Genomic DNA, 17,972 nt, shown 5'->3' on the forward strand with positions numbered 1-17,972 from the left:
GGTACGCGGCATCCGCGCATACGCTGGAAGGGACATGGCACACTCGCACGACCACGCGCACACCCACGGGACGGCGGCGAACCGCACGCGGCTCCTGGTGGCGATCGCGATCATCGCGGCGTTCCTCGTGGTGCAGGTCGTGGGCGGCATCTTCGCCGGCTCGCTCTCCCTGCTCGCCGACGCCGGGCACATGGCGAGCGATCTCATCGGCCTCGTCGTCGCGCTCGTCGCCGCGCTCGTGGCCGCGCGTCCCGCGACCGACCGGCAGACGTACGGCTACCGCCGGGCCGAGGTGCTCGGCGCCCTGGTGAACGGCGTGGTGCTCGTGGTCGTCGCGGTGTCGGTGACGGTCTCTGCGGTCGGCCGGCTCGTGACGGGCGCGGGCGGCGAGGCGCACGAGGTGCTGGGCGGTCCGATGCTCGTGGTCGCGCTGCTCGGGCTCGTGGCGAACCTCGCGGCGATGCTCGTGCTGCGGGGCGGAGCGAAGCAGTCGATCAACATGCGCGGCGCCTACCTCGAGGTGCTCGGCGACCTCATCGGCTCGGTGCTGGTGATCGTCGCGGCCGTGGTCATCCTCGTGACGGGATTCGATGCCGCCGACCCGATCGCGTCGCTCCTGATCGCGGCGTTCATCGTGCCGCGTGCACTCGCGCTCCTGCGCGACGTCGTGCGGGTGCTCTTCGAGTCCGCCCCGCCCGACACCGACGTCGCCGAGATCCGCGACCACCTGCTCGGCGCCTCGGGCGTCGTCGCGGTGCACGACGTGCACGTCTGGCAGATCACGTCGGGTTCGGCCGTGTTCAGCGCCCACGTCGAGGTCGAGCCCGAGGTGTTCGCGTCGGGTCGTGCCGGCGAGCTCCTCGACGAGTTGGGCGGATGCCTCTCCGATCACTTCGACGTGGCGCACTCGACGTTCCAACTCGAGCCCGCGGGCCGTGCCGAACACGAGCAGCCGCACCACCATCGGTGACGCGGCTGCCCGTGATCGCACGGGATGCGGCGGTGCCCGTCAGCAGGCGAGGCTCGGGTTGAACGGAGCGTAGAGCCCGGACGGGTTGTGCTTGCCGGTCCACACGTGCAGGTCGTAGTGCACCGGCATGTGCGGATCGTGGCCGGGCATCGGGCCGTCGAACGGCTGGTCGCCGAGCATCGGGGTGGGCTGGCCGACCTCGGGCTCGAAGAACTCCACGCCCCAGAGCTCGAGCTCGCCCGACGCCGAGGGTCCGTACATCAGGATCGGCGGCTTCGTCGGGTCGACGGGGGCTCCCGGTGCGATGAGGTCGGGGTTCATGAAGTGGATGCCCATGGCGCCGTCGGGGCTGCTCGCGCACTCGTGGGTGCTCTCGTAGCCCTCGGCGATGGCGACGTCCACGTCGTGGAAGCGGGCGGTCGCGGCGCGGACCTCGGCGATCAGGGCCGACTGGGCGGCGTGGCTCGGACGCGGGGCCGCGCTCGACTCGTCGGGCAGGGCGGTGGCCGGCAGCGCGGTGCCGCCGACCGCCAGCGCGCCCAGGAGGCCCGCGGCGACGATGGTGTGTCGGATGTGCATGTGGTGCTCCTTCGTTTCGGTGGTCGAGGTGGGCGTCAGGCCGTGCCGACCGGGTGGGCGGCCGTCCAGACGCCGGAGGGGTCGATCGAGCGGCGCACCTGCCCCAGCCGTGCCCACGACTCGGCGTCGAAGGCGGTCGCGACGTCGATCGTGCGGTCGGCGAAGTTGAGGAAGGTCCGGGGCGACGCCCACGGGCCGAGCGCGGCCACCACGGCATCGGCGGCCGCGGTGCCGGCCTCCGCCATCTCGGGCGTCGGCGCCGGTGCCACGGTGAACAGCGCGTACGCCCCGTCGAGGCGGTCCAGCGCGCCGTCGTGAGGCACGGCGAGCGCACCGCCGAGGTGGCGAAGCTCGGCGAACATGAGCGGGATCTGCACGCCGGGGCCGACGACCGCGAGCAGCGCGTCGATCGCGGCATCCGGGAGCTCGGCCATCAGGGCGTGGTGCCCGACGGCCGGGGTCGGACCCGGCGGGTCCATGTGCACCGCGAGCATGCCCTCGGCCGGGATGCGGGCGAACGTGTCCATCTCGGGGTCGAGCGCGCGCAGCGGGGCGAGCAGCTCGGCCGCGCGCGGGTCGTCCTCGAGCACGGCTCCGTCGATGACCACGAGGTTGCGGCCGCTGAGGAACGGCGGGAGCTCGGGGATCGGCGGGAACCGCATGAAGCGCAGCGACGTGGTGACCGAGTCGGGCAGGTCCGCCGTCCACGTGCGCCATGCGCGGGTGACCTCGTCGGCACGGGCGAGATCCCACAACAGCATGCCGGCGAAGACATCGGGGTAGGGGAGCAGCTCGATCTCGAGGGCGACGACGGCGCCGAAGTTGCCGCCGCCGCCGCGAAGCGCCCAGAAGAGGTCGGGGTGTTCGTCGGCGGTCGCCCGCACGAGCGTGCCGTCGGCGGTCACGAGCTCGACCGCGCGCAGGTGGGATGCTGCCAGCCCGTGCCGGCGACCGTAGAACGAGAGGCCGCCGCCGAGCACGTAGCCGGCGACCGCGACGTCGCCCGCGCTGCCGTGCAGGGCGGTGAGCCCGTGCGGCGCGGCGGCGGCGACCACGTCGCGCCACAGCGTTCCGCCGAGCACGCGGGCGATCCGGCGCTCGGGATCGACGGTGACGCCGGTGAGCTCGTGCAGGCGGAGCAGCAGCACGTCGTCGAGCGACCGGGCGCCGAGCGCCGCGGCGCCGTGGCCGGTGCTCTGGGGCGCGATGCGGAGGCCGAGCCCGGCCGCCGCGGTCACGACGCGCGCGACCTCCTCGATCGACCGCGGCACGGCGACCGCGGCGGGCCGCTGGGTCACGGCGAGGTTCCAGGGGGTGCGCGCGTCGTCGTAGCCCGGGTCGTCGGGCAGGAACACCGTGCCGGCATCGCGGAGGGTCGGTGTCTCGATGAGCGAGGGATTCATGTCGGAGTCCTTCTTCCAATGGGTGGTTCGCGTGCGGGCCGTCACGTCGGCGGAGACCGCGACGAGCATCCCGTCGAGGGCGAGTCGTTCGACCTCGACGCAGCTGATCGCCGGCGCCGTCGTGTCGTCGAATCGTTCGGCGACGACGTCGACGAGCTCGGCCGCGTGCGCGCCGTCGACGGCGAGCACGCGGAGCTCGCCGACCGCCGAGCGGGGCAGCCCCCGGGCATGCAGCTCGGTCTCGAGGCGCACGAGCGCGAGGCACAGCTGCGCCGTGGCGTCCTCGGCGTGCACGAGGTAGCCGTGCTCGTCGATGGGTGCGGTGTCGATCGTGATGGTCACGTCCGACAGCATGCGGGCGGGGAGCCGCTCGTCGGTATCCCGAGCGACCGCACACTTCCCGCTCCCGGCGATCTGGACTCGAGATCCCCAGCGATCTGGGATAGGATCGCGGGCCCTGCCGGGCGCATACTGGTTCGGTGAGAACCCGTCTGACCGAGGCCCGCGTGCTGGGCGACCTCGACGTGCTGTCGCGCGGCGGGCTCGGGCTCGACGACTTCTTGGCCGAGGCGACCGCGTCGGTGCAACGTGCCGTGCCGTGGGTGGGCGCCTGCGTCGGGACCCACGACCCCGCCACGATGATGCTCACCAGCGCTCGGAAGTACGGCACCCTCGTGAGCAACAACGCTCACGACCAGCTCTTCGGCATCATCGAGTACGGGTCGGCCGACGCGACGTCGTTCCGCTCGCTCGCCGTCTCGGAGCACCGGGCGATCGGGATGCACGAGGCGACGTCGGGCGAGGTCGAGCGGTCGGAGCGGATGACCCGGCTGATGCGACCGGTGTACGGCTTCGCCGACGAGGCCAGGCTGCTGTTCCGCGACGGTTCGGGGGTGTGGGGTGCCCTCGCGATCTTCCGCGGCAGCGACGACCCGAGCTTCGCCCCCGATGAGGTCGAGTTCCTCGGCCGACTGTCGGAGTCGTTCGCGCGGGGCGTGCGCTCGGGCATGCTCGCCCGGCTCGCGGCCGGTCACCTGGGCGATCCCGATGCCACGGGCCCGGCCGTCGTGATCGTCGACGCGCAGGACCGCATCTCGCAGATCAGCCTCGGCGCCGAGGAACGTCTCGAGCAGTTGCGCGGCGACGTGCACGGCGGCGATCCGCTCAGCCTCGTCACCTCGCTCGTCGGGGCGGCGCGTCACGCGCTGGGCACGCCCGGCGCCTCCCTTCCGCGTGCCCGGGTGCGCACGGGATCGGGCGTGTGGCTGTTGCTGCACGCCTCGCCCCTCCGCGGCGCGAACGGTGCCGTCGGCGACGTCGTGGTGACGATCGAAGAGGCGCGTCCCCCCGAGATCGTCGCCCTCGTGGTCGCGGCGTTCGGGCTCACACCGCGCGAGCGCGACGTCACCCGGCTCGTGCTGCAGGGTGTCGACACGAAGGAGATCGCCTCGACCCTGCACGTCTCCGCCTACACGGTGCAGGACCACCTCAAGTCGGTCTTCGACAAGGCCGGGGTGCGCAGCCGTCGTGAGCTCATCTCACGCGTCTACTTCGACCAGTACGTGCCGCGCATGGGCACCGACGTCGGGCCGACGGGCTGGTTCACCTGACCTCAGCGGTCGTGCGGCGGCCGTTCGTCGCCGTGCCGGCCCGGGCCGTGCTCGCCGCGACGGTCGCCGTCGAAGTGCGGCGGGCGGTCGAACACGTCGGGGTCGAGCACGAGCTCCTCGGCCTCGTCTTCGTCGGTGACGACGTCTTCGCCGGCGGCCTCGGCCTTCTTCGCCTTGCGGCGCTCGCTGAAGTAGTGCCACAGGGTGACGAGCGCCGTGCCGCCGACCGCGATGAGCAGGATGATGTCGATGTACTCGCGCACCAGGTACGCGACCGGCGGGATGAACCCGATGAGGTACCCGAACATGGTGAGCCCGAAGCCCCAGAGCACGGCGCCGGTGAAGTTGTAGAGCGTATAGCGGCCGCGCTGCATGTGGCCGACGCCGGCGGCGACCGGTGCGAAGGTGCGCACGATCGGCACGAAGCGGGCGAGGATGATCGTGAGCCCGCCGAAGCGCTCGAAGAACGCGTTCGTGCGTTCGACGTTCTTGACGCTGAAGAGCCCGCTCTCCTTGCGTTCGAACACCTTGGGACCGCCGCGATGCCCGATCTCGTAGCCGACCTCGCCACCGAGGAAGGCCGCGACGCCGATGAGCAGCGACACCCACCAGATATTCACCCCGAACACGCCGTTGGGCGCGGCCGGCGTGGAGTGCGACAGCAGGCCCGAGATGACGAGGAGCGTGTCGCCGGGAAGGAGGAACCCGACGAGCAGGCCCGTCTCGGCGAAGACGATGAAGCAGACCACGAGGAGCGCCCACGGGCCGGCCGAGGCGATGATCGTCTCGGGGTCGAGCCACGGAATGAGGGCGGTATGGATCACAGGGATCTCCTGTCGTCGTCGGGCACGGCGGATGCCGGTCAGCAGGCGGCGTGGTGTCGTTGCAGTCTACCCAGCGGATGCACCGCCCGACTGGGTGCGCGCACTGAATCATCCGAGCGGATGACGCGGGCTCGCGGCATCCGCCCGCGTCCGCGTCGTCAGCGCCCGCGAAGCAGCTCGATCTCCTCGCGGTTCACCTCGGCCGCGCGCGCGAAGAGCTCGTTCGCGAACGCGAGCTGTTCATCGGTGAGCGTCTCGAGGTAGGCGTTCCAGCGAGCGCTCACGCGCCCGTACACCTCGCCGAACCGCGCGAAGATCGCCTCGGGGATCGCCGTGACGATCACCCGGCGCCGATCGCTCGGATCGCGGTCGCGGGTGACGAACCCGGCGCGCTCGAGTCGGTCGATCGCGGTCGTGATGGCGCCGCCGGCGGTCAGGCCCGTGCGCTCGGCGAGTTCGCCGGGGGTCGCGGGCCCCTCGCTCATGAGCAGGCTCGCGCACTGCAGGTCGGTGCCGTTCAGGCCGCCCCACTTCGCCACGGCGTCCTGGAAGAGCACGGCTCGCGCCATGAACTCGCGCATCACCTCGGAGATCTTCGAGGCGACCGCAGAGCCCGACCCAGAGGCGGGCCTCTTCCTCAACGTCGCCACCAACGGCCTCGCCGTGCTCGACCGGCTCGGCCTCCGCGAGCGGATCGTCGACAAGGGGCACCGGTCGCCGCACCTGATCATGTGGTCGAGCACGGGCAAGCGACTCGGCACGGTGCCGAACGGGCCGGCCCGCGACCCCGAGCGGGGCAGCGTCGTGGTGCGACGCGGCATCCTGCACCACGTGCTCCGGGACGCCGTGCGCGAGGCGGGCATCCCGGTCACCTTCGGCGCGCGGCTCGACCGCATCGAGCAGGCGGATGCCGCGGTGCGGGCGTTCTTCGCCGACGGCCGCACCGCCGACGGCGACCTGCTCGTGGGCGCCGACGGCGTCGGGTCGCCGACGCGTCGCCACATCGATGCGGATGCCCCGTCGCCCGCGTACTCCGGACTCGTCGGCCTCGGCGGCGTCGCCCGCGTGCCCGGCCTCGCGCCGACCCCCGAGGCCCAGCACATGGTGTTCGGCCGCCGATCGTTCTTCGGGTACCTCGTGCGCCACGACGGCGAGGTCTACTGGTTCGCGAACGTCACGCATCCCGCGGCCGACCGCGACGCGCTGCGTGCCGTGACCGCCGAGGAGTGGCTGGCCGTGCTGCGCGAGCTGCACGCCGACGACCCGTATCCCGTGCCGGAGATCCTCCGGCACGCTGCGGGCGAGCTCGGCGGCTACCCGATCGACGACCTCGTGCACGTGCCGCACTGGAGTCGTGGCCGCGTGGTCGCCGTCGGCGACGCGGTGCACGCCACCTCGCCGAGCGCCGGCCAGGGGGCATCCCTCGCCCTCGAGGATGCGATCACGCTCGCCCGGTGCCTGCGCGACGCGCCCGACCACGCGACGGCGTTCGCCGAGTACCAGCGGTTGCGGCAGCCGCGCGTCGAGGCGGTGGTCGGCTACGCCAGGGCGATCAACCGGCAGAAGCGGGTGACGAGATCCCGTCTCGGCATCGCGATCCGGGACGCGATGCTGCCGATGTTCCTCAGGAAGGCCGCCGACGACACCCGCAACGACTGGCTCTACAACCACGAGATCGCGTGGCAGGGGTCTCCTGTCGGAGGTCGCCGATAGCGTCGCCGCCATGCGGCATGGATTCATCTTCACCGGCACCGAGCCGGGCCTCGCGGTCGAGCTCGCGCAACTCGCGGAGGCCTCCGGATGGGACGCCTTCTTCGTATGGGAGGGGATCTGGGCGACCGACCCGTGGTCGACGCTCGCGGCGGCGGCCACCGTCACCGAGCGCATCCGGCTGGGCACCATGCTCACGCCGGTGCCGCGCCGCCGCCCGTGGGAACTCGCGGGGCAGACCATGACGGTCGACCGCCTCTCGAACGGGCGCGTCATCCTCTCGGCCGGACTCGGCGTGCCGGCCGAGGTGGAGCAGCGGTTCTGGATCTTCGAGGACGACCCCGGCCGCAAGGTCCGCGCCGAGCTCATGGACGAGGGCCTCGAACTGCTCCAGCACCTCTGGCGCGCCGAGCCCTTCGAGTACGCGGGCCGGCACTACCGTGCGCAGCGCACCGAGCAGATGCTGCCGCCCGCGATCGTGCAGGAGCCGCGCATCCCCACCTGGGTCGTCGGCCTGTGGCCCAGGCCGCGGTCGATGCGCCGGGTGGCGCGGTACGACGGCTGGATCCCCAACTACGCCCCGCCGGGTGCGTCGCCCACCGGGCCCGACGAGCAGCAGCGGCTCTACACGCCCGCGATCGCCGCCGAGGCGATCGCCTGGATCCGCGCCGAGCGCGATCGGCTCGGACTCGGCGCCCGGCCGTTCGACGTCGTGCAGGAGGGCACCACGGGCGGCGTCGACCCCGAGGCGGATGCCGCGGTCGTGCGCCCGTGGGCCGACGCGGGCGTCACGTGGTGGCTCGAGGCCGACTGGCAGGTGCCGGCCGAGCGCGTCGCCGAGTATGCGCGCGACCGGCTCCGCGCGGGGCCGCCGCGACCCTGATGTCGCCGGTTCAGGAGCGACCCCGGCCGTGTGAGGCCCGGTAGCCGTCCACGTCGAGGGCCATCACCCGCTCGTCGTCGGAGTTCGAGATCTCGACGAACCCGAGCCGGGTGGCGAGCACCCTCGAGGCCTCGTTCTGCGACCAGATCTTCGCGATCACCCGCTTGGCTCGCATCCGGTCGAATGCGAGGCCGAGCATGCCGTCGGCGGACTCGCGTGCATAGCCGTGCCCCTGCTGGTCGGTGGCGATGATCCAGCCGATCTCGAACTGGCGGTCGGGCAATTCGGTCGCGCGGAAGTGCATCGAGACGTCGCCGATGAGCTTCCCGTCGAGCATCACCGCGAGCGCCAGGAAGTCGTCCTTGCGAAGGAGGTCGACGTGATGCGTCCGGTCGATGAGGTGCTTGAACGAGCGCAGGCGCGACCTGGGCGGCCATGCCAGGTAGCGGAGCACCTCGGGATCGGATTGCAGTGCGTACCATGCCGCGGCGTCTCGGAGGCGATGCGGTCGCAGCACCAGGCGCTCCGTGGCGATGGTGGGCGACCGCACGCCATCGGGAACGGCCGGTCCGCGCATCCAGCCGGGCCGCCGCACGGGACTGTGCTTCGACAGCCACGCGAGGGCGTGCCGCAGACGGTCCCGCAGGCTCGCGTCGCGCCCTGCTGGGACGGATGTCGCGCTCCGTTCGGTCATCGCACACCTGGCCCTCGGGTGCGATGGTACCCGCCGATGCGGGCGACGGCGAGGGGTCGCGGCCGGCCGGAGGGGGGAGGGGCGGTCGGCCGGCCGCGACGGGGGGTCGTCGTGAGCCCGAGGTGACGACGACGGTCTGGATCAGGCGGCGGACCAGCCGCCGTCGCTCGCGAGCACGACGCCGTTGACGTTCACGCCGTCGTCGCTGAGGAGGAAGGTGATGGATGCCGCGAGCGCCTCGGCCTCCGCGGCATCCGGCAGCACCGCCATGGCCTGCCGCACGCGCTGGGCGCCGAGGGGCGACGCGAAGGTCGCCTCGATGTTCGTGATGGTGGGGCCGGGGGCCACGGCGTTCACCCGCAGGCCGCTCGGCCCGTACATGAAGGCCGTCGACTTGGTGAGGCCCACCACGGCGTGCTTCGAGGCCGTGTAGGCGACGCCGGCCGCCGAGCCGCGCAGCGCGGCCTCGCTCGCGGTGTTCACGATCGAGCCGTGTCCCTGCGCGAGCATGACCGGCGCGACGGCGCGCATGAGCTTCATGGTGCCGTCGACGTTCACGGCGAACACGCGCTTCCACACGGCGTCGGTGAGTTCGCCGACGGGCGTCATGTCGTCCATGATCCCGGCGACGTTCGCGAGTCCGTCGATGCGCTCGCCCGCGGCGCCCACGATCTCGGCGACCTTGGCGTCGTCGGTGATGTCGGCGACCAGTGTCACGACGTCGGCGCCGGGGTGCTCGGCCGCGAACTCGTCGAGACGCTCCTGCGACACGTCGACGGCGATCACGCGGCCGCCCTCTCGGACGATGCGCGACGCGGTGGCGCGGCCGATGCCCGACCCCGCGCCCGTGACGATGACGGTCTTCCCGGCGAAGCGGCCCTGATCGATGCGCTCGACCCACTCGGGGCGTTCGACCACGGGCGCGTGGGTCGCGGCATCCGTCGTCGCATCGGACGTCGCGGAAGCTCCGGCGGCGGAGGCGGCCGTGGCCGCGTCGTCGGCGGGGACGTCGCCGGCTGCGGCGCGCTGCACGAGCTCGTCGACGAGCTCCTGCGAGAACCGGCCCTTGCTCAGCTTGATGAGCCGCTTGATGGCGAGGCGATGCACGGGGCGCAGGACGCCCGCGTCCTGCCCGGACTGCGTCAGCAGGTCGCGCAGGATCGGGCCGCCGACCGGATGCTCGAGCCACGTCTTGATGGAGTCGTCACCGGTGAGGGTCTTGGTGGTGCTCAATCTCGGGTTCCTTGTCGTTCGACGCTACCGGACAACTATGTCCGGTAGTAACGTTACACCGTGTCCGAGGGTGAGCAGCAGATTCCCAGCAGTCGCAAAGCAAACCGCGGCCCGAGCGTCGGGCCCCAGAATCGGCGCGCGCTCATCGCCGCCGCCCGCGAGGTGTTCGCATCCGACGGGCTGCAGGCGCCGTTCAGTGCCGTCGCGAAGCGGGCGGGCGTCGGACAGGGCAGCCTCTACCGGCACTTCCCCGACCGGCTCGCCCTCGCCGTGGCCGTGTTCGACGAGAACCTCGACGAACTCGAGGTCGCCATGGCGTCGCCCGACGCGACGCTCGACGACCTGCTCGAGTCGATCGTGGGCCAGGCGGTCGTGTCGACGGCGCTCATCGACCTCATCTGGCTCAACCGCCGCGACGACCGCGTGGCCCACCTCCGCGAGCGGCTCCGGCGTCTCGCGGAGATCCTGCTCGCCCGCGAGCACGCGGCCGGCCGCATCGCCGATCACGTCGAGACGCAGGACGTGCTCCTGGCCGTCACGATGCTGGCCGACGTGGTCTCGCGCACCGAGGCCGCGGAGCGGCCCGACGTGGCCCGGCGCGTCCGTGCGATCTTCCATGCCGCGTTCAGCGCACCGGACCAGCCCGTCCCGGCCCTTCCATCGGCCGGCTCGAGCCGGTAGCGTCGAAAGGTAATTCGAACGTCTACGTTCAGGTTACTGGGCGATGGGGTGCTTCAGCGCCGATCAGGGGAGTGGAAGATGGCTTCGAGCGTCCTCTACATGTCGATGTCCCTCGACGGGTTCATCGCGGGGCCGAACGAGCGCCACGACAACGGTCTCGGCGACGGGGGCGACCGGCTGCACACCTGGATCTTCCCCGACGCCGAAGGGGGCGACTTCGAGGCGGCCGAGCAGCGCCTGCGCGGCGTGAACCGGCAGATCTACGACGAGTTCATGTCGACGGGAGCCGTGGTCGCCGGGCGAGGCACGTTCGAACCGGCCGGAGGCTGGGGAGGAGATCACCACGACGGCGTGCCGATCTACATCCTCAGCCGGCATCCGGCGCCCGACTGGGCGGCGGCCTGGCCCGCCGTGCATTACGTGAGCGACCTCGAGGCGGCGATGCGCGACGCGAAACTCGCCGCGGGCGGGAAGGACGTGCTCGTGCACGGCGCCGGCATCGCGCAGCGAGCCCTCGCCGCGGGGATCCTCGATGAGCTGGAGATCCATCTGGTTCCGGTCCTGATGGGGGAGGGTCGGCGGCTGTTCGAGCACCTCGGCGCCGAGCAGCGGGAACTGCAGCGAGTCCGGGTGCTCGAGGGGGAGGGCGGGGTCGTCCACCTGCGCTACCGCGTCACCGGCGGCGCACGGCCGGGAGGGCGATCGTGAGTCGCGGCATCCTCACCGCCGATGCCCTCGACGGGGAGGTGCTGCTGCCCGACGATCCCGGATACGACGACGCCCGCCGCGTCTGGAACGCCATGATCGACCGGCGACCCCGGCTGATCGTGCGGTGCGCGAGCGTCGCCGACGTGCGGGCCGCGGTCCGGGCCGCACGCGAACACGGCCTCGAGATCGGCGTCCGCTGCGGCGGGCACAGCGTGATCGGCCTGCCCGTCGCCGATGGCGCCATGATGATCGACCTGACCCCGCTCGCGACCGTCCGCGTCGACCCGGCGGCGCGCCGGGCCCGGGTGCAGGGAGGCGCGCTCCTCGGCGCCCTCGACGTGGCCGCGCAGGAGCACGGGCTCGCCACCACGGCGGGCAACGTCTCGCACACCGGCGTCGGCGGGCTCACGCTCGGGGGCGGCATGGGCTGGCTGGCACGACGGTTCGGGCTGGCGTGCGACAACGTCGTCTCCTTCGAGCTGGTCACGGCCGATGGCGAGGTCGTGCGCGCGACCGCGGACGAGAATCCCGAGCTGTTCTGGGGCCTGCGCGGCGGTGGCGGTAACTTCGGCATCGTGACCGACTTCGAGTTCCGGCTGCATCCCGTCGGCACCCGAGCACTCAGCGTCGAACTCGACTTCCCCGTCAGCGAGGCAGCCGGTGTGCTCTCCCGATGGCGCGACCTCAGTGCGACGGCTCCGAGGGCGGCGACCTACGCCGCGACCGTGCTCGGCGGAATCGCGACGGTGGGCTTCGTGTGGGTCGGCGACCCCGACGAAGGGCGACGACACGCGCGAGCGCTGCAGGGACTCGGTCGGCCGGCGGCGGAACGGATCGTGGAGCTCTCCTATCTCGCGTTGCAGCGCCGTGAAGACGACGTCGAGGGCTACACGCAGCGCCGCTATTGGAAGGGACACTGCTTCGACGAGTTGCCGGATGCCGCGCTCGAGGCGCTCCTCGAGCACGACCCGGCGGTGGCCGGCGGCCTGCAGGCCTACGGGGGTGCGATCGCGGACGTCGACGACGACGCGACCGCGTTCGGCCACCGCGGTGCGGCGTTCGAGTACGTCGCCGCCGCGCGTTGGATGGACCCTGCCGAAGATGCCGAGCGGATGTCGCGGGCTCGGAAGTCGGCGGCCCGGCTCGCGCCGTTCGCGGCCGGCGTGTACGTCAACGCCCTCGGCGACGAGGGCGCCGAGGGCGTCGCCATGGCGTATCCGCGGGCGAAGCTCGCCCGGCTCACGGCGCTGAAGGACGTCTGGGACCCGGGCAACGTCTTCCACCTCAACCACAACATCCCGCCCGCGGGCTGAGCGGTCACGTCGCGACGACCGTGATCGGCGTCGCCAGGTTCGGCCGAAGTGCGGAAGGTGGGACTTGAACCCACACGCCCGAAGGCACAGGAACCTAAATCCTGCGTGTCTGCCGATTTCACCACTCCCGCGAGTGCCCGATCAGTCTAGGCGTTCGCCCGCGGAACGGCGGGTCGACCGACTGGCGGCCGGCGGCGGCATCCGTCCGTCGGGACCTTCGGCCCCTCGGCGACTGCGGCGAGATGTGACGATGTCGCGGGAGATGGGGGATCTCATGGCTGACGAATACCCGAACATCGCCGATCACGGTCTGATCGGCGACCTGCAGTGCGCCGCGCTCGTGGACACGAGCGGCACGATCGACTGGTTCTGCTTCCCGCGCTTCGATTCGCCGAGCGTGTTCGCCTCGCTGCTCGACGCGGAGCGCGGCGGGTACTGTCGCGTCCGCCCCGCCAGCGATGACTACGTCACGCGCCAGTTGTACCTGCCGAACACCGCGATCCTCATCACGCGATTCATGACGGAGGCGGGCGTCGGCGAGGTCATCGACTTCATGCCCGTCGCGGAGGGGCCCGCGACCGACCGCCACCGGCTCGTGCGGCTCATCCGCGTGGTGCGCGGGTCGATGGACTTCGTCGTGGAGATCCAGCCCCGGTTCGACTACGGTCGGGCGGCGCACACGATCGAGTTGCGCGACGATGGCGCCGTGTTCTCGTCCGACGATGCGACGCTCACCGTCCGCCGGGTCGGCGAGCCCATCCTCCGCGGAACCGAGCGCGCGGGCCATGTCGAACTCGTCGATGACGGCCTGCGCGTGACGGGCACCCTCAACGTCGGCGAGATCACGGGCATCGTGTTCGAGTCGGGCGAAGGCGATCCCGGCCCGGTCTCCCGTGACGACGTCGTCGACATGTTCCTCTCGACTCGCCAGTACTGGCGGGATTGGAACAATCGCTCGACCTACCGCGGGCGGTGGCGCGAGATGGTGGCCCGGTCGGCGATGACGCTGAAGCTCATGACCTACGCGCCGACAGGCGCGCTCGTGGCGGCGCCGACCGCCGCGCTCCCCGAGCAGGTGGGCGGCGAGCGGAACTGGGACTACCGGTACACCTGGGTGCGCGACGCGTCCTTCTCCGTCTACGCCCTGCTCGGCCTGGGCTACACCGACGAAGCCGAGGCGTTCGTGGACTGGCTGATGGACCGCATCCGGGAGAGCGTCGGCACCGGTTCGGGCCCGCTCAAGATCATGTACCGGGTGGACGGCTCGTCGGACCTGGTCGAGGAGTCCCTCGGCGACCTGGATGGGTATCGCGGCTCGAGCCCGGTGCACGTCGGCAATGGGGCCGCCGACCAGCTCCAGCTCGACATCTACGGCGAGGCGATGGACGCGATCCACCTCGCGGACACGCACGGGCTCGAACTCCCCCACCGGGGGTGGGCTCAGATCCGCGACATGCTCAACTGGGTCTGCGAGAACTGGGACCAGCCCGAGGAGGGCATCTGGGAGACCCGGGGCGGGCGGCAGGACTTCACCTACGGCCGGTTCATGTGCTGGGTCGCGCTCGATCGCGGCGTCCGGCTCGCTCGCCGGCACGGCCGTCCGGCGCCGCTCGCCACGTGGATCGAGCAGCGCGACCGCATCTACGAGCAGGTCATGGAACGGGGCATGCACGCCGAACGTGGAGCGTTCGTGCAGCACTACGACACCGACGTGCTCGACGCATCGCTGCTGCTCATGCCGCTCATGGGCTTCGTCGCGCCGCGCGATCCGATGTGGCTGTCGACGCTCGACGAGATGGACAAGGAGCTCGTTTCGGACAGCCTCGTGTACCGCTACGACCCGGCCGCCTCGCCGGACGGACTCCGCGGTTCGGAGGGGACGTTCACGCTCTGCTCGTTCTTCTACGTCGACGCGCTCGCGCGCGGCGGCCGGCTCGACGAGGCGCAGCTCGTGTTCGAGAAGATGCTCACCTACGCGAACCACCTCGGGCTGTACGCCGAGGAGATCGGCCTCACGGGCGAGCAGCTCGGCAACTTCCCGCAGGCGTTCAGCCATCTCGCCCTCATCAACGCCGCCGTGAACCTCGACTACCAGCTCGACCACGGCGCCGGCGACGTCGAGGCGGTCCTCAAGAGGGGACGGCGCGGCGCATGACCGATCAGGAGACCACCCGGAGGCGGGAGCAGGGGGAGACCATGGCGCGGGACGCGGAGACGGAAACGGCCGGCGGCGGGCGCGGCGACGTCCTCGTGATCTTCGGCATCACCGGCGACCTCGCGCGCGTCATGACCTTCCACTCCCTGTACCGGCTCGAGCAGCGCGGCCTCCTCGAGTGCCGCATCGTTGGCGTGGCGTTCGACGACTGGACGCTGGACCGGCTGGTCGACCGCGCCCGCGACTCGATCGCCGGCACCGGCGAGGAGATCGATCCCGAGGTGTTCGAGCGCCTCAGCCGCCGACTGAGCTACGTGCACGGCGACTTCGCCGACGCCGGCACCTACGAGCGGGTCGCCGCGGAGATCGGCGGCGCGCGCACCCCGGTGTACTACCTCGAGACCCCGCCGAGCCTGTTCGCGACGGTCGTGAAGGGACTGGCCGGCGTCGGCCTGACGGCCGGCGGGCGGTTCGTCATCGAGAAGCCGTTCGGGCATGACTTCGCGTCGGCCCGTGCGCTCGCCGCCGAGCTGCACGAGTACGTCGACGAGTCGCAGCTGTACCGCATCGATCACTACCTCGGGAAGATGGGCCTCGAGGAGATCCTCTACCTGCGGTTCGCGAACACGATGCTCGAGCCCGTGTGGAACCGCAACTACCTCGACTGCGTGCAGATCACCATGGCCGAGGACTTCGGCATCGCGGGGCGCGGCAGCTTCTACGAGCCGGTCGGCGCGCTGCGCGACGTCGTCGTGAACCACCTGATGCAGCTGCTCGCGGCCGTCGCGATGGAGGCGCCGTCGCACGGCGACGTCGAGACCATCAAGGACATGCAGACGTCGTTGTTCAAGTCCGTCGTCGAGGCCGACCCCAAGCGGTATGTGCGCGGCCAGTTCGACGGGTATCGCGAGGTCGACGGCGTCGCCGCCGACTCCACCACCGAGACCTTCTGCGCGCTCGAGCTCGAGATCGAGAACTGGCGCTGGTCGGGCGTGCCCTTCTTCATCCGCACCGGCAAGCTGCTTCCCGTCACCCAGACCGAGGTTCGGCTGGTCTTCAGGCACTCGCCGAAGCTCGGGTTCGGGTTGCGTCGCGCCGACAGCGAACCCGACCAGCTCGTGATCCGGCTCGACCCGTCGACGGGCGTGCGCATCGTGCTGAACGCGCAGCGAGCGGATGCCGCGACGCCGAGTTCCGTCGAGCTCGAAATGGAGTTCGCGACGAAGGGCGGCGAGGGCCCGACCCCGTACGAGGTGCTCCTGCTCGCCGCGATCGAGGGTCGCAGCGCACGCTTCGGGCGCCAGGACACGGTCGAGGAGGCATGGCGGATCATGCAGCCGCTCATCGACGACCCACCGCCGGCGCGCCCGTACGCGCCGGGCACGTGGGGCCCGTACGACGCCGATGCGCTCGTCGCCGACCACGGCGGCTGGCGCGATCCGTGGCTCTGAACGCAGAGCCACCACGGGGCCCGACGGGCGAGACACACGAAGAAGCAAGGAGTGAACCGATGAAGGTCATCATCGTAGGCGGAGTCGCGGGCGGGGCATCATGTGCCGCGCGACTGCGACGACTGGACGAGGACGCCGAGATCGTCATGGTCGAGAAGGGCCCGTACGTGTCGTTCGCGAACTGCGGGCTGCCATACCACGTCGGCGACGTGATCGAACACGAGTCGGACCTCCTGGTGGCGAGCGAGCGCCTGTTCCGTGAGCACTTCCGCGTGGACTGTCGCACCGGGTGCGAGGCGGTGCGCGTCGACCCGGCGGCGAAGACCGTCGACCTGAAGGATGTCGCGACCGGCGAGGTCACGACCGAGTCGTACGACAAGCTCGTGCTGGCGCCCGGGGCGCGCTCCATCCGACCGCCGATCCCCGGCATCGACCTGCCCGGGATCTTCCAGGTGCGCACCGTGCCCGACGCGCACGAGATCCGGCAGTGGATCGAGCGGGGCACGAGCTTCCTCGCCGGCATGGAGAAGTACTCCGGATTCCAGACGGTTCGGCCGAAGATGCATGCCGTCGTCGTGGGCGGCGGGTTCATCGGCCTCGAGATGGCCGAGAACCTCGTCTCGCGCGGCTTCGACGTGACCGTGCTGGAGCTGGCCGACCAGGTGCTCACCCCGCTCGACCTCGAGTACGGCAACCTCGTGCGCAACTTCCTCGAGCTGCACGGCGTGCATGTCATCGTCGGCGACGGGGTGGCCCGGTTCGAACGGAACGACGAGGGCGAGGCGCTCACCGTCACGACGCAGTCGGGAAAGACGTTCCCGGCCGACCTCGCGATCCTCTCACTCGGCGTGCGGCCCGAGACCGAGCTCGCGCAGCAGGCCGGCCTCGAGATCGGCGAGCGCGGCGGCATCCGGGTCGACGAGCACATGCGCACCAGCGACCCCGACATCTTCGCCGTCGGCGACGCCGTCGAGGTGCGCGACTTCGTGACGGGGGAGTGGAGCCTCATCGCGCTCGCGGGGCCCGCGAACCGGCAGGCCCGCATCGCGGCCGACGTGATCGCGGGGCGTGACTCGGCGTTCCGCGGAACGCAGGGCACCTCGATCGTCGGTCTGTTCGGCGACGCCATCGCCTGGACGGGAGCGAGCGAGAAGACGCTCAACCGCCTCGGCGACACCGACTACGAGAAGGTCTACCTCTACCCGAACTCGCACGCCGGCTACTACCCGGGCGCGCGGCCCATCGCGATGAAGCTCATCTTCCGCAAGTCCGACGGACGCGTGCTCGGCGCGCAGGCCGCGGGCGAGGACGGAGTCGACAAGCGCATCAGCCACATCGCCCTGGCGATCCAGCTCGGCGCAACCGTGTACGACCTCGAACAGGCCGAGCTCTGCTACTCGCCGCCGTACGGCAGCGCGAAGGACCCGATCAACTTCGCGGGCATGGTGGCCGCCGACGTGCTGCGCGGCGACCTGCCGCTCAGCCACTGGGAGGCCCTGGGCGACAACTACGTGCTCGACGTGCGCGAGAAGCCCGAGCTCGCGGTCGAGCGCGTGCCGGAGGCTGTGAACATCCCGATGGGCGAGTTGCGCGACCGGATCGACGAGCTCCCGCACGACCGGGCCGTGCACGTGGTGTGCCGGTCGGGCCAGCGGGCCTACACCGCGGCGCGGCTCCTGCGCCAGCGGGGCGTCGATGCGCACGTGGTCTCGGGCGGAATGCTGTCGCGCGCGATCGTGTCGATGAAGTGAAGGTGAG

The 17,972-nt window shown here is 71.4% G+C and carries 16 protein-coding genes and 1 tRNA gene; 10 read left to right on the top strand and 7 right to left on the bottom strand.

Going from position 1 to position 17,972, the window contains the following annotated elements:
* Window positions 1-34: 34 nt before the first annotated feature.
* Entirely contained in the window at window positions 35-970 is a 936-nt protein-coding gene (locus EZM51_RS09215) for a cation diffusion facilitator family transporter (protein ID WP_136707959.1), read from the top strand.
* A gap of 39 nt (window positions 971-1,009) precedes the next feature.
* Here the strand turns inward: EZM51_RS09215 and EZM51_RS09220 are convergent, their stop codons facing one another.
* Entirely contained in the window at window positions 1,010-1,549 is a 540-nt protein-coding gene (locus EZM51_RS09220; protein ID WP_136707960.1) for a hypothetical protein, read from the bottom strand.
* Window positions 1,550-1,584: 35 nt separating this feature from the next.
* Complete coding sequence (locus EZM51_RS09225; RefSeq protein WP_211195867.1) at window positions 1,585-3,294, bottom strand: FAD-binding protein; 1,710 nt, start codon at window positions 3,292-3,294, stop codon at window positions 1,585-1,587.
* Window positions 3,295-3,431: 137 nt separating this feature from the next.
* On the opposite strand from EZM51_RS09225, the gene EZM51_RS09230 reads away from it, so the two are divergent.
* Window positions 3,432-4,562, top strand: coding sequence for a helix-turn-helix transcriptional regulator (locus tag EZM51_RS09230; protein WP_136707962.1), 1,131 nt, complete (start codon window positions 3,432-3,434; stop codon window positions 4,560-4,562).
* A gap of 2 nt (window positions 4,563-4,564) precedes the next feature.
* On the opposite strand, the gene EZM51_RS09235 is transcribed toward EZM51_RS09230, so the two are convergent.
* Window positions 4,565-5,383: a VTT domain-containing protein gene (locus EZM51_RS09235; RefSeq protein WP_136708090.1), complete on the bottom strand. Its 819-nt coding sequence runs from the start codon at window positions 5,381-5,383 to the stop codon at window positions 4,565-4,567.
* 161 nt (window positions 5,384-5,544) lie between these two features.
* Window positions 5,545-5,967 (bottom strand): MarR family transcriptional regulator, encoded by a 423-nt coding sequence (locus EZM51_RS09240; protein ID WP_136707963.1) that lies wholly within the window; start codon window positions 5,965-5,967, stop codon window positions 5,545-5,547.
* Between EZM51_RS09240 and EZM51_RS09245 the strand changes: the two genes are divergently transcribed.
* Together EZM51_RS09245 and EZM51_RS09250 are read left to right on the top strand one after the other, a co-directional pair.
* Window positions 5,954-7,099: an NAD(P)/FAD-dependent oxidoreductase gene (locus EZM51_RS09245; protein ID WP_169053851.1), complete on the top strand. Its 1,146-nt coding sequence runs from the start codon at window positions 5,954-5,956 to the stop codon at window positions 7,097-7,099. The two genes, EZM51_RS09240 and EZM51_RS09245, sit on opposite strands and share 14 nt — an antisense overlap.
* A gap of 10 nt (window positions 7,100-7,109) precedes the next feature.
* Window positions 7,110-7,979, top strand: a complete 870-nt coding sequence (locus EZM51_RS09250) for an LLM class flavin-dependent oxidoreductase (RefSeq protein WP_136707965.1) — start codon at window positions 7,110-7,112, stop codon at window positions 7,977-7,979.
* A gap of 10 nt (window positions 7,980-7,989) precedes the next feature.
* On the opposite strand, the gene EZM51_RS09255 is transcribed toward EZM51_RS09250, so the two are convergent.
* Window positions 7,990-8,673, bottom strand: coding sequence for a GNAT family N-acetyltransferase (locus EZM51_RS09255; RefSeq protein ID WP_136707966.1), 684 nt, complete (start codon window positions 8,671-8,673; stop codon window positions 7,990-7,992).
* A gap of 141 nt (window positions 8,674-8,814) precedes the next feature.
* The gene (locus tag EZM51_RS09260; RefSeq protein ID WP_136707967.1) at window positions 8,815-9,906 is read right to left on the bottom strand and encodes an SDR family NAD(P)-dependent oxidoreductase; all 1,092 of its coding nucleotides are present in this window, start codon (window positions 9,904-9,906) and stop codon (window positions 8,815-8,817) included.
* Between the two features lie 60 nt (window positions 9,907-9,966).
* Between EZM51_RS09260 and EZM51_RS09265 the strand changes: the two genes are divergently transcribed.
* The 3 genes from EZM51_RS09265 to EZM51_RS09275 all read left to right on the top strand — a co-directional run bounded on the left by EZM51_RS09265 (window position 9,967) and on the right by EZM51_RS09275 (window position 12,608).
* Window positions 9,967-10,587 (top strand): TetR/AcrR family transcriptional regulator, encoded by a 621-nt coding sequence (locus tag EZM51_RS09265; protein WP_136707968.1) that lies wholly within the window; start codon window positions 9,967-9,969, stop codon window positions 10,585-10,587.
* A gap of 78 nt (window positions 10,588-10,665) precedes the next feature.
* Complete coding sequence (locus tag EZM51_RS09270; protein WP_136707969.1) at window positions 10,666-11,295, top strand: dihydrofolate reductase family protein; 630 nt, start codon at window positions 10,666-10,668, stop codon at window positions 11,293-11,295.
* Window positions 11,292-12,608, top strand: a complete 1,317-nt coding sequence (locus tag EZM51_RS09275; protein WP_248305556.1) for an FAD-binding oxidoreductase — start codon at window positions 11,292-11,294, stop codon at window positions 12,606-12,608. Before EZM51_RS09270 ends, EZM51_RS09275 begins: the two co-directional genes overlap by 4 nt.
* Before the next feature lie 49 nt (window positions 12,609-12,657).
* On the opposite strand, the gene EZM51_RS09280 is transcribed toward EZM51_RS09275, so the two are convergent.
* Window positions 12,658-12,739: transfer RNA gene (locus EZM51_RS09280), tRNA-Leu, on the bottom strand.
* Between the two features lie 143 nt (window positions 12,740-12,882).
* Here EZM51_RS09280 and EZM51_RS09285 point away from each other — a divergent pair.
* From EZM51_RS09285 to EZM51_RS09295, 3 genes are read left to right on the top strand one after another with little or no spacing between them, the layout of a single operon-like run.
* A complete protein-coding gene (locus EZM51_RS09285) occupies window positions 12,883-14,763 on the top strand; it encodes a glycoside hydrolase family 15 protein (RefSeq protein ID WP_211195869.1) in 1,881 nt (626 codons plus the stop codon).
* Complete coding sequence (gene zwf, locus EZM51_RS09290; protein ID WP_211195870.1) at window positions 14,760-16,214, top strand: glucose-6-phosphate dehydrogenase; 1,455 nt, start codon at window positions 14,760-14,762, stop codon at window positions 16,212-16,214. The genes EZM51_RS09285 and zwf overlap by 4 nt, the downstream gene beginning before the upstream one ends.
* A 59-nt stretch (window positions 16,215-16,273) precedes the next feature.
* The gene (locus EZM51_RS09295; protein WP_136707971.1) at window positions 16,274-17,965 is read left to right on the top strand and encodes an FAD-dependent oxidoreductase; all 1,692 of its coding nucleotides are present in this window, start codon (window positions 16,274-16,276) and stop codon (window positions 17,963-17,965) included.
* Window positions 17,966-17,972: the final 7 nt, after the last annotated feature.

This window comes from Agromyces sp. H66, assembly GCF_004959775.1.
Taxonomy (GTDB): Bacteria; Actinomycetota; Actinomycetes; order Actinomycetales; family Microbacteriaceae; genus Agromyces.

What these genes read in the sequence shown, in the direction of transcription:
- EZM51_RS09215 (WP_136707959.1), top strand. Translation starts at nt 35, where the DNA reads ATGGCACACTCGCACGACCACGCGCACACCCACGGGACGGCGGCGAAC.
- EZM51_RS09220 (WP_136707960.1), bottom strand. Translation starts at nt 1,549, where the DNA reads ATGCACATCCGACACACCATCGTCGCCGCGGGCCTCCTGGGCGCGCTG.
- EZM51_RS09245 (WP_169053851.1), top strand. Translation starts at nt 5,954, where the DNA reads ATGAACTCGCGCATCACCTCGGAGATCTTCGAGGCGACCGCAGAGCCC.
- EZM51_RS09240 (WP_136707963.1), bottom strand. Translation starts at nt 5,967, where the DNA reads ATGCGCGAGTTCATGGCGCGAGCCGTGCTCTTCCAGGACGCCGTGGCG.
- EZM51_RS09250 (WP_136707965.1), top strand. Translation starts at nt 7,110, where the DNA reads ATGCGGCATGGATTCATCTTCACCGGCACCGAGCCGGGCCTCGCGGTC.
- EZM51_RS09255 (WP_136707966.1), bottom strand. Translation starts at nt 8,673, where the DNA reads ATGACCGAACGGAGCGCGACATCCGTCCCAGCAGGGCGCGACGCGAGC.
- EZM51_RS09270 (WP_136707969.1), top strand. Translation starts at nt 10,666, where the DNA reads ATGGCTTCGAGCGTCCTCTACATGTCGATGTCCCTCGACGGGTTCATC.
- EZM51_RS09285 (WP_211195869.1), top strand. Translation starts at nt 12,883, where the DNA reads ATGGCTGACGAATACCCGAACATCGCCGATCACGGTCTGATCGGCGAC.
- zwf (WP_211195870.1), top strand. Translation starts at nt 14,760, where the DNA reads ATGACCGATCAGGAGACCACCCGGAGGCGGGAGCAGGGGGAGACCATG.
- EZM51_RS09295 (WP_136707971.1), top strand. Translation starts at nt 16,274, where the DNA reads ATGAAGGTCATCATCGTAGGCGGAGTCGCGGGCGGGGCATCATGTGCC.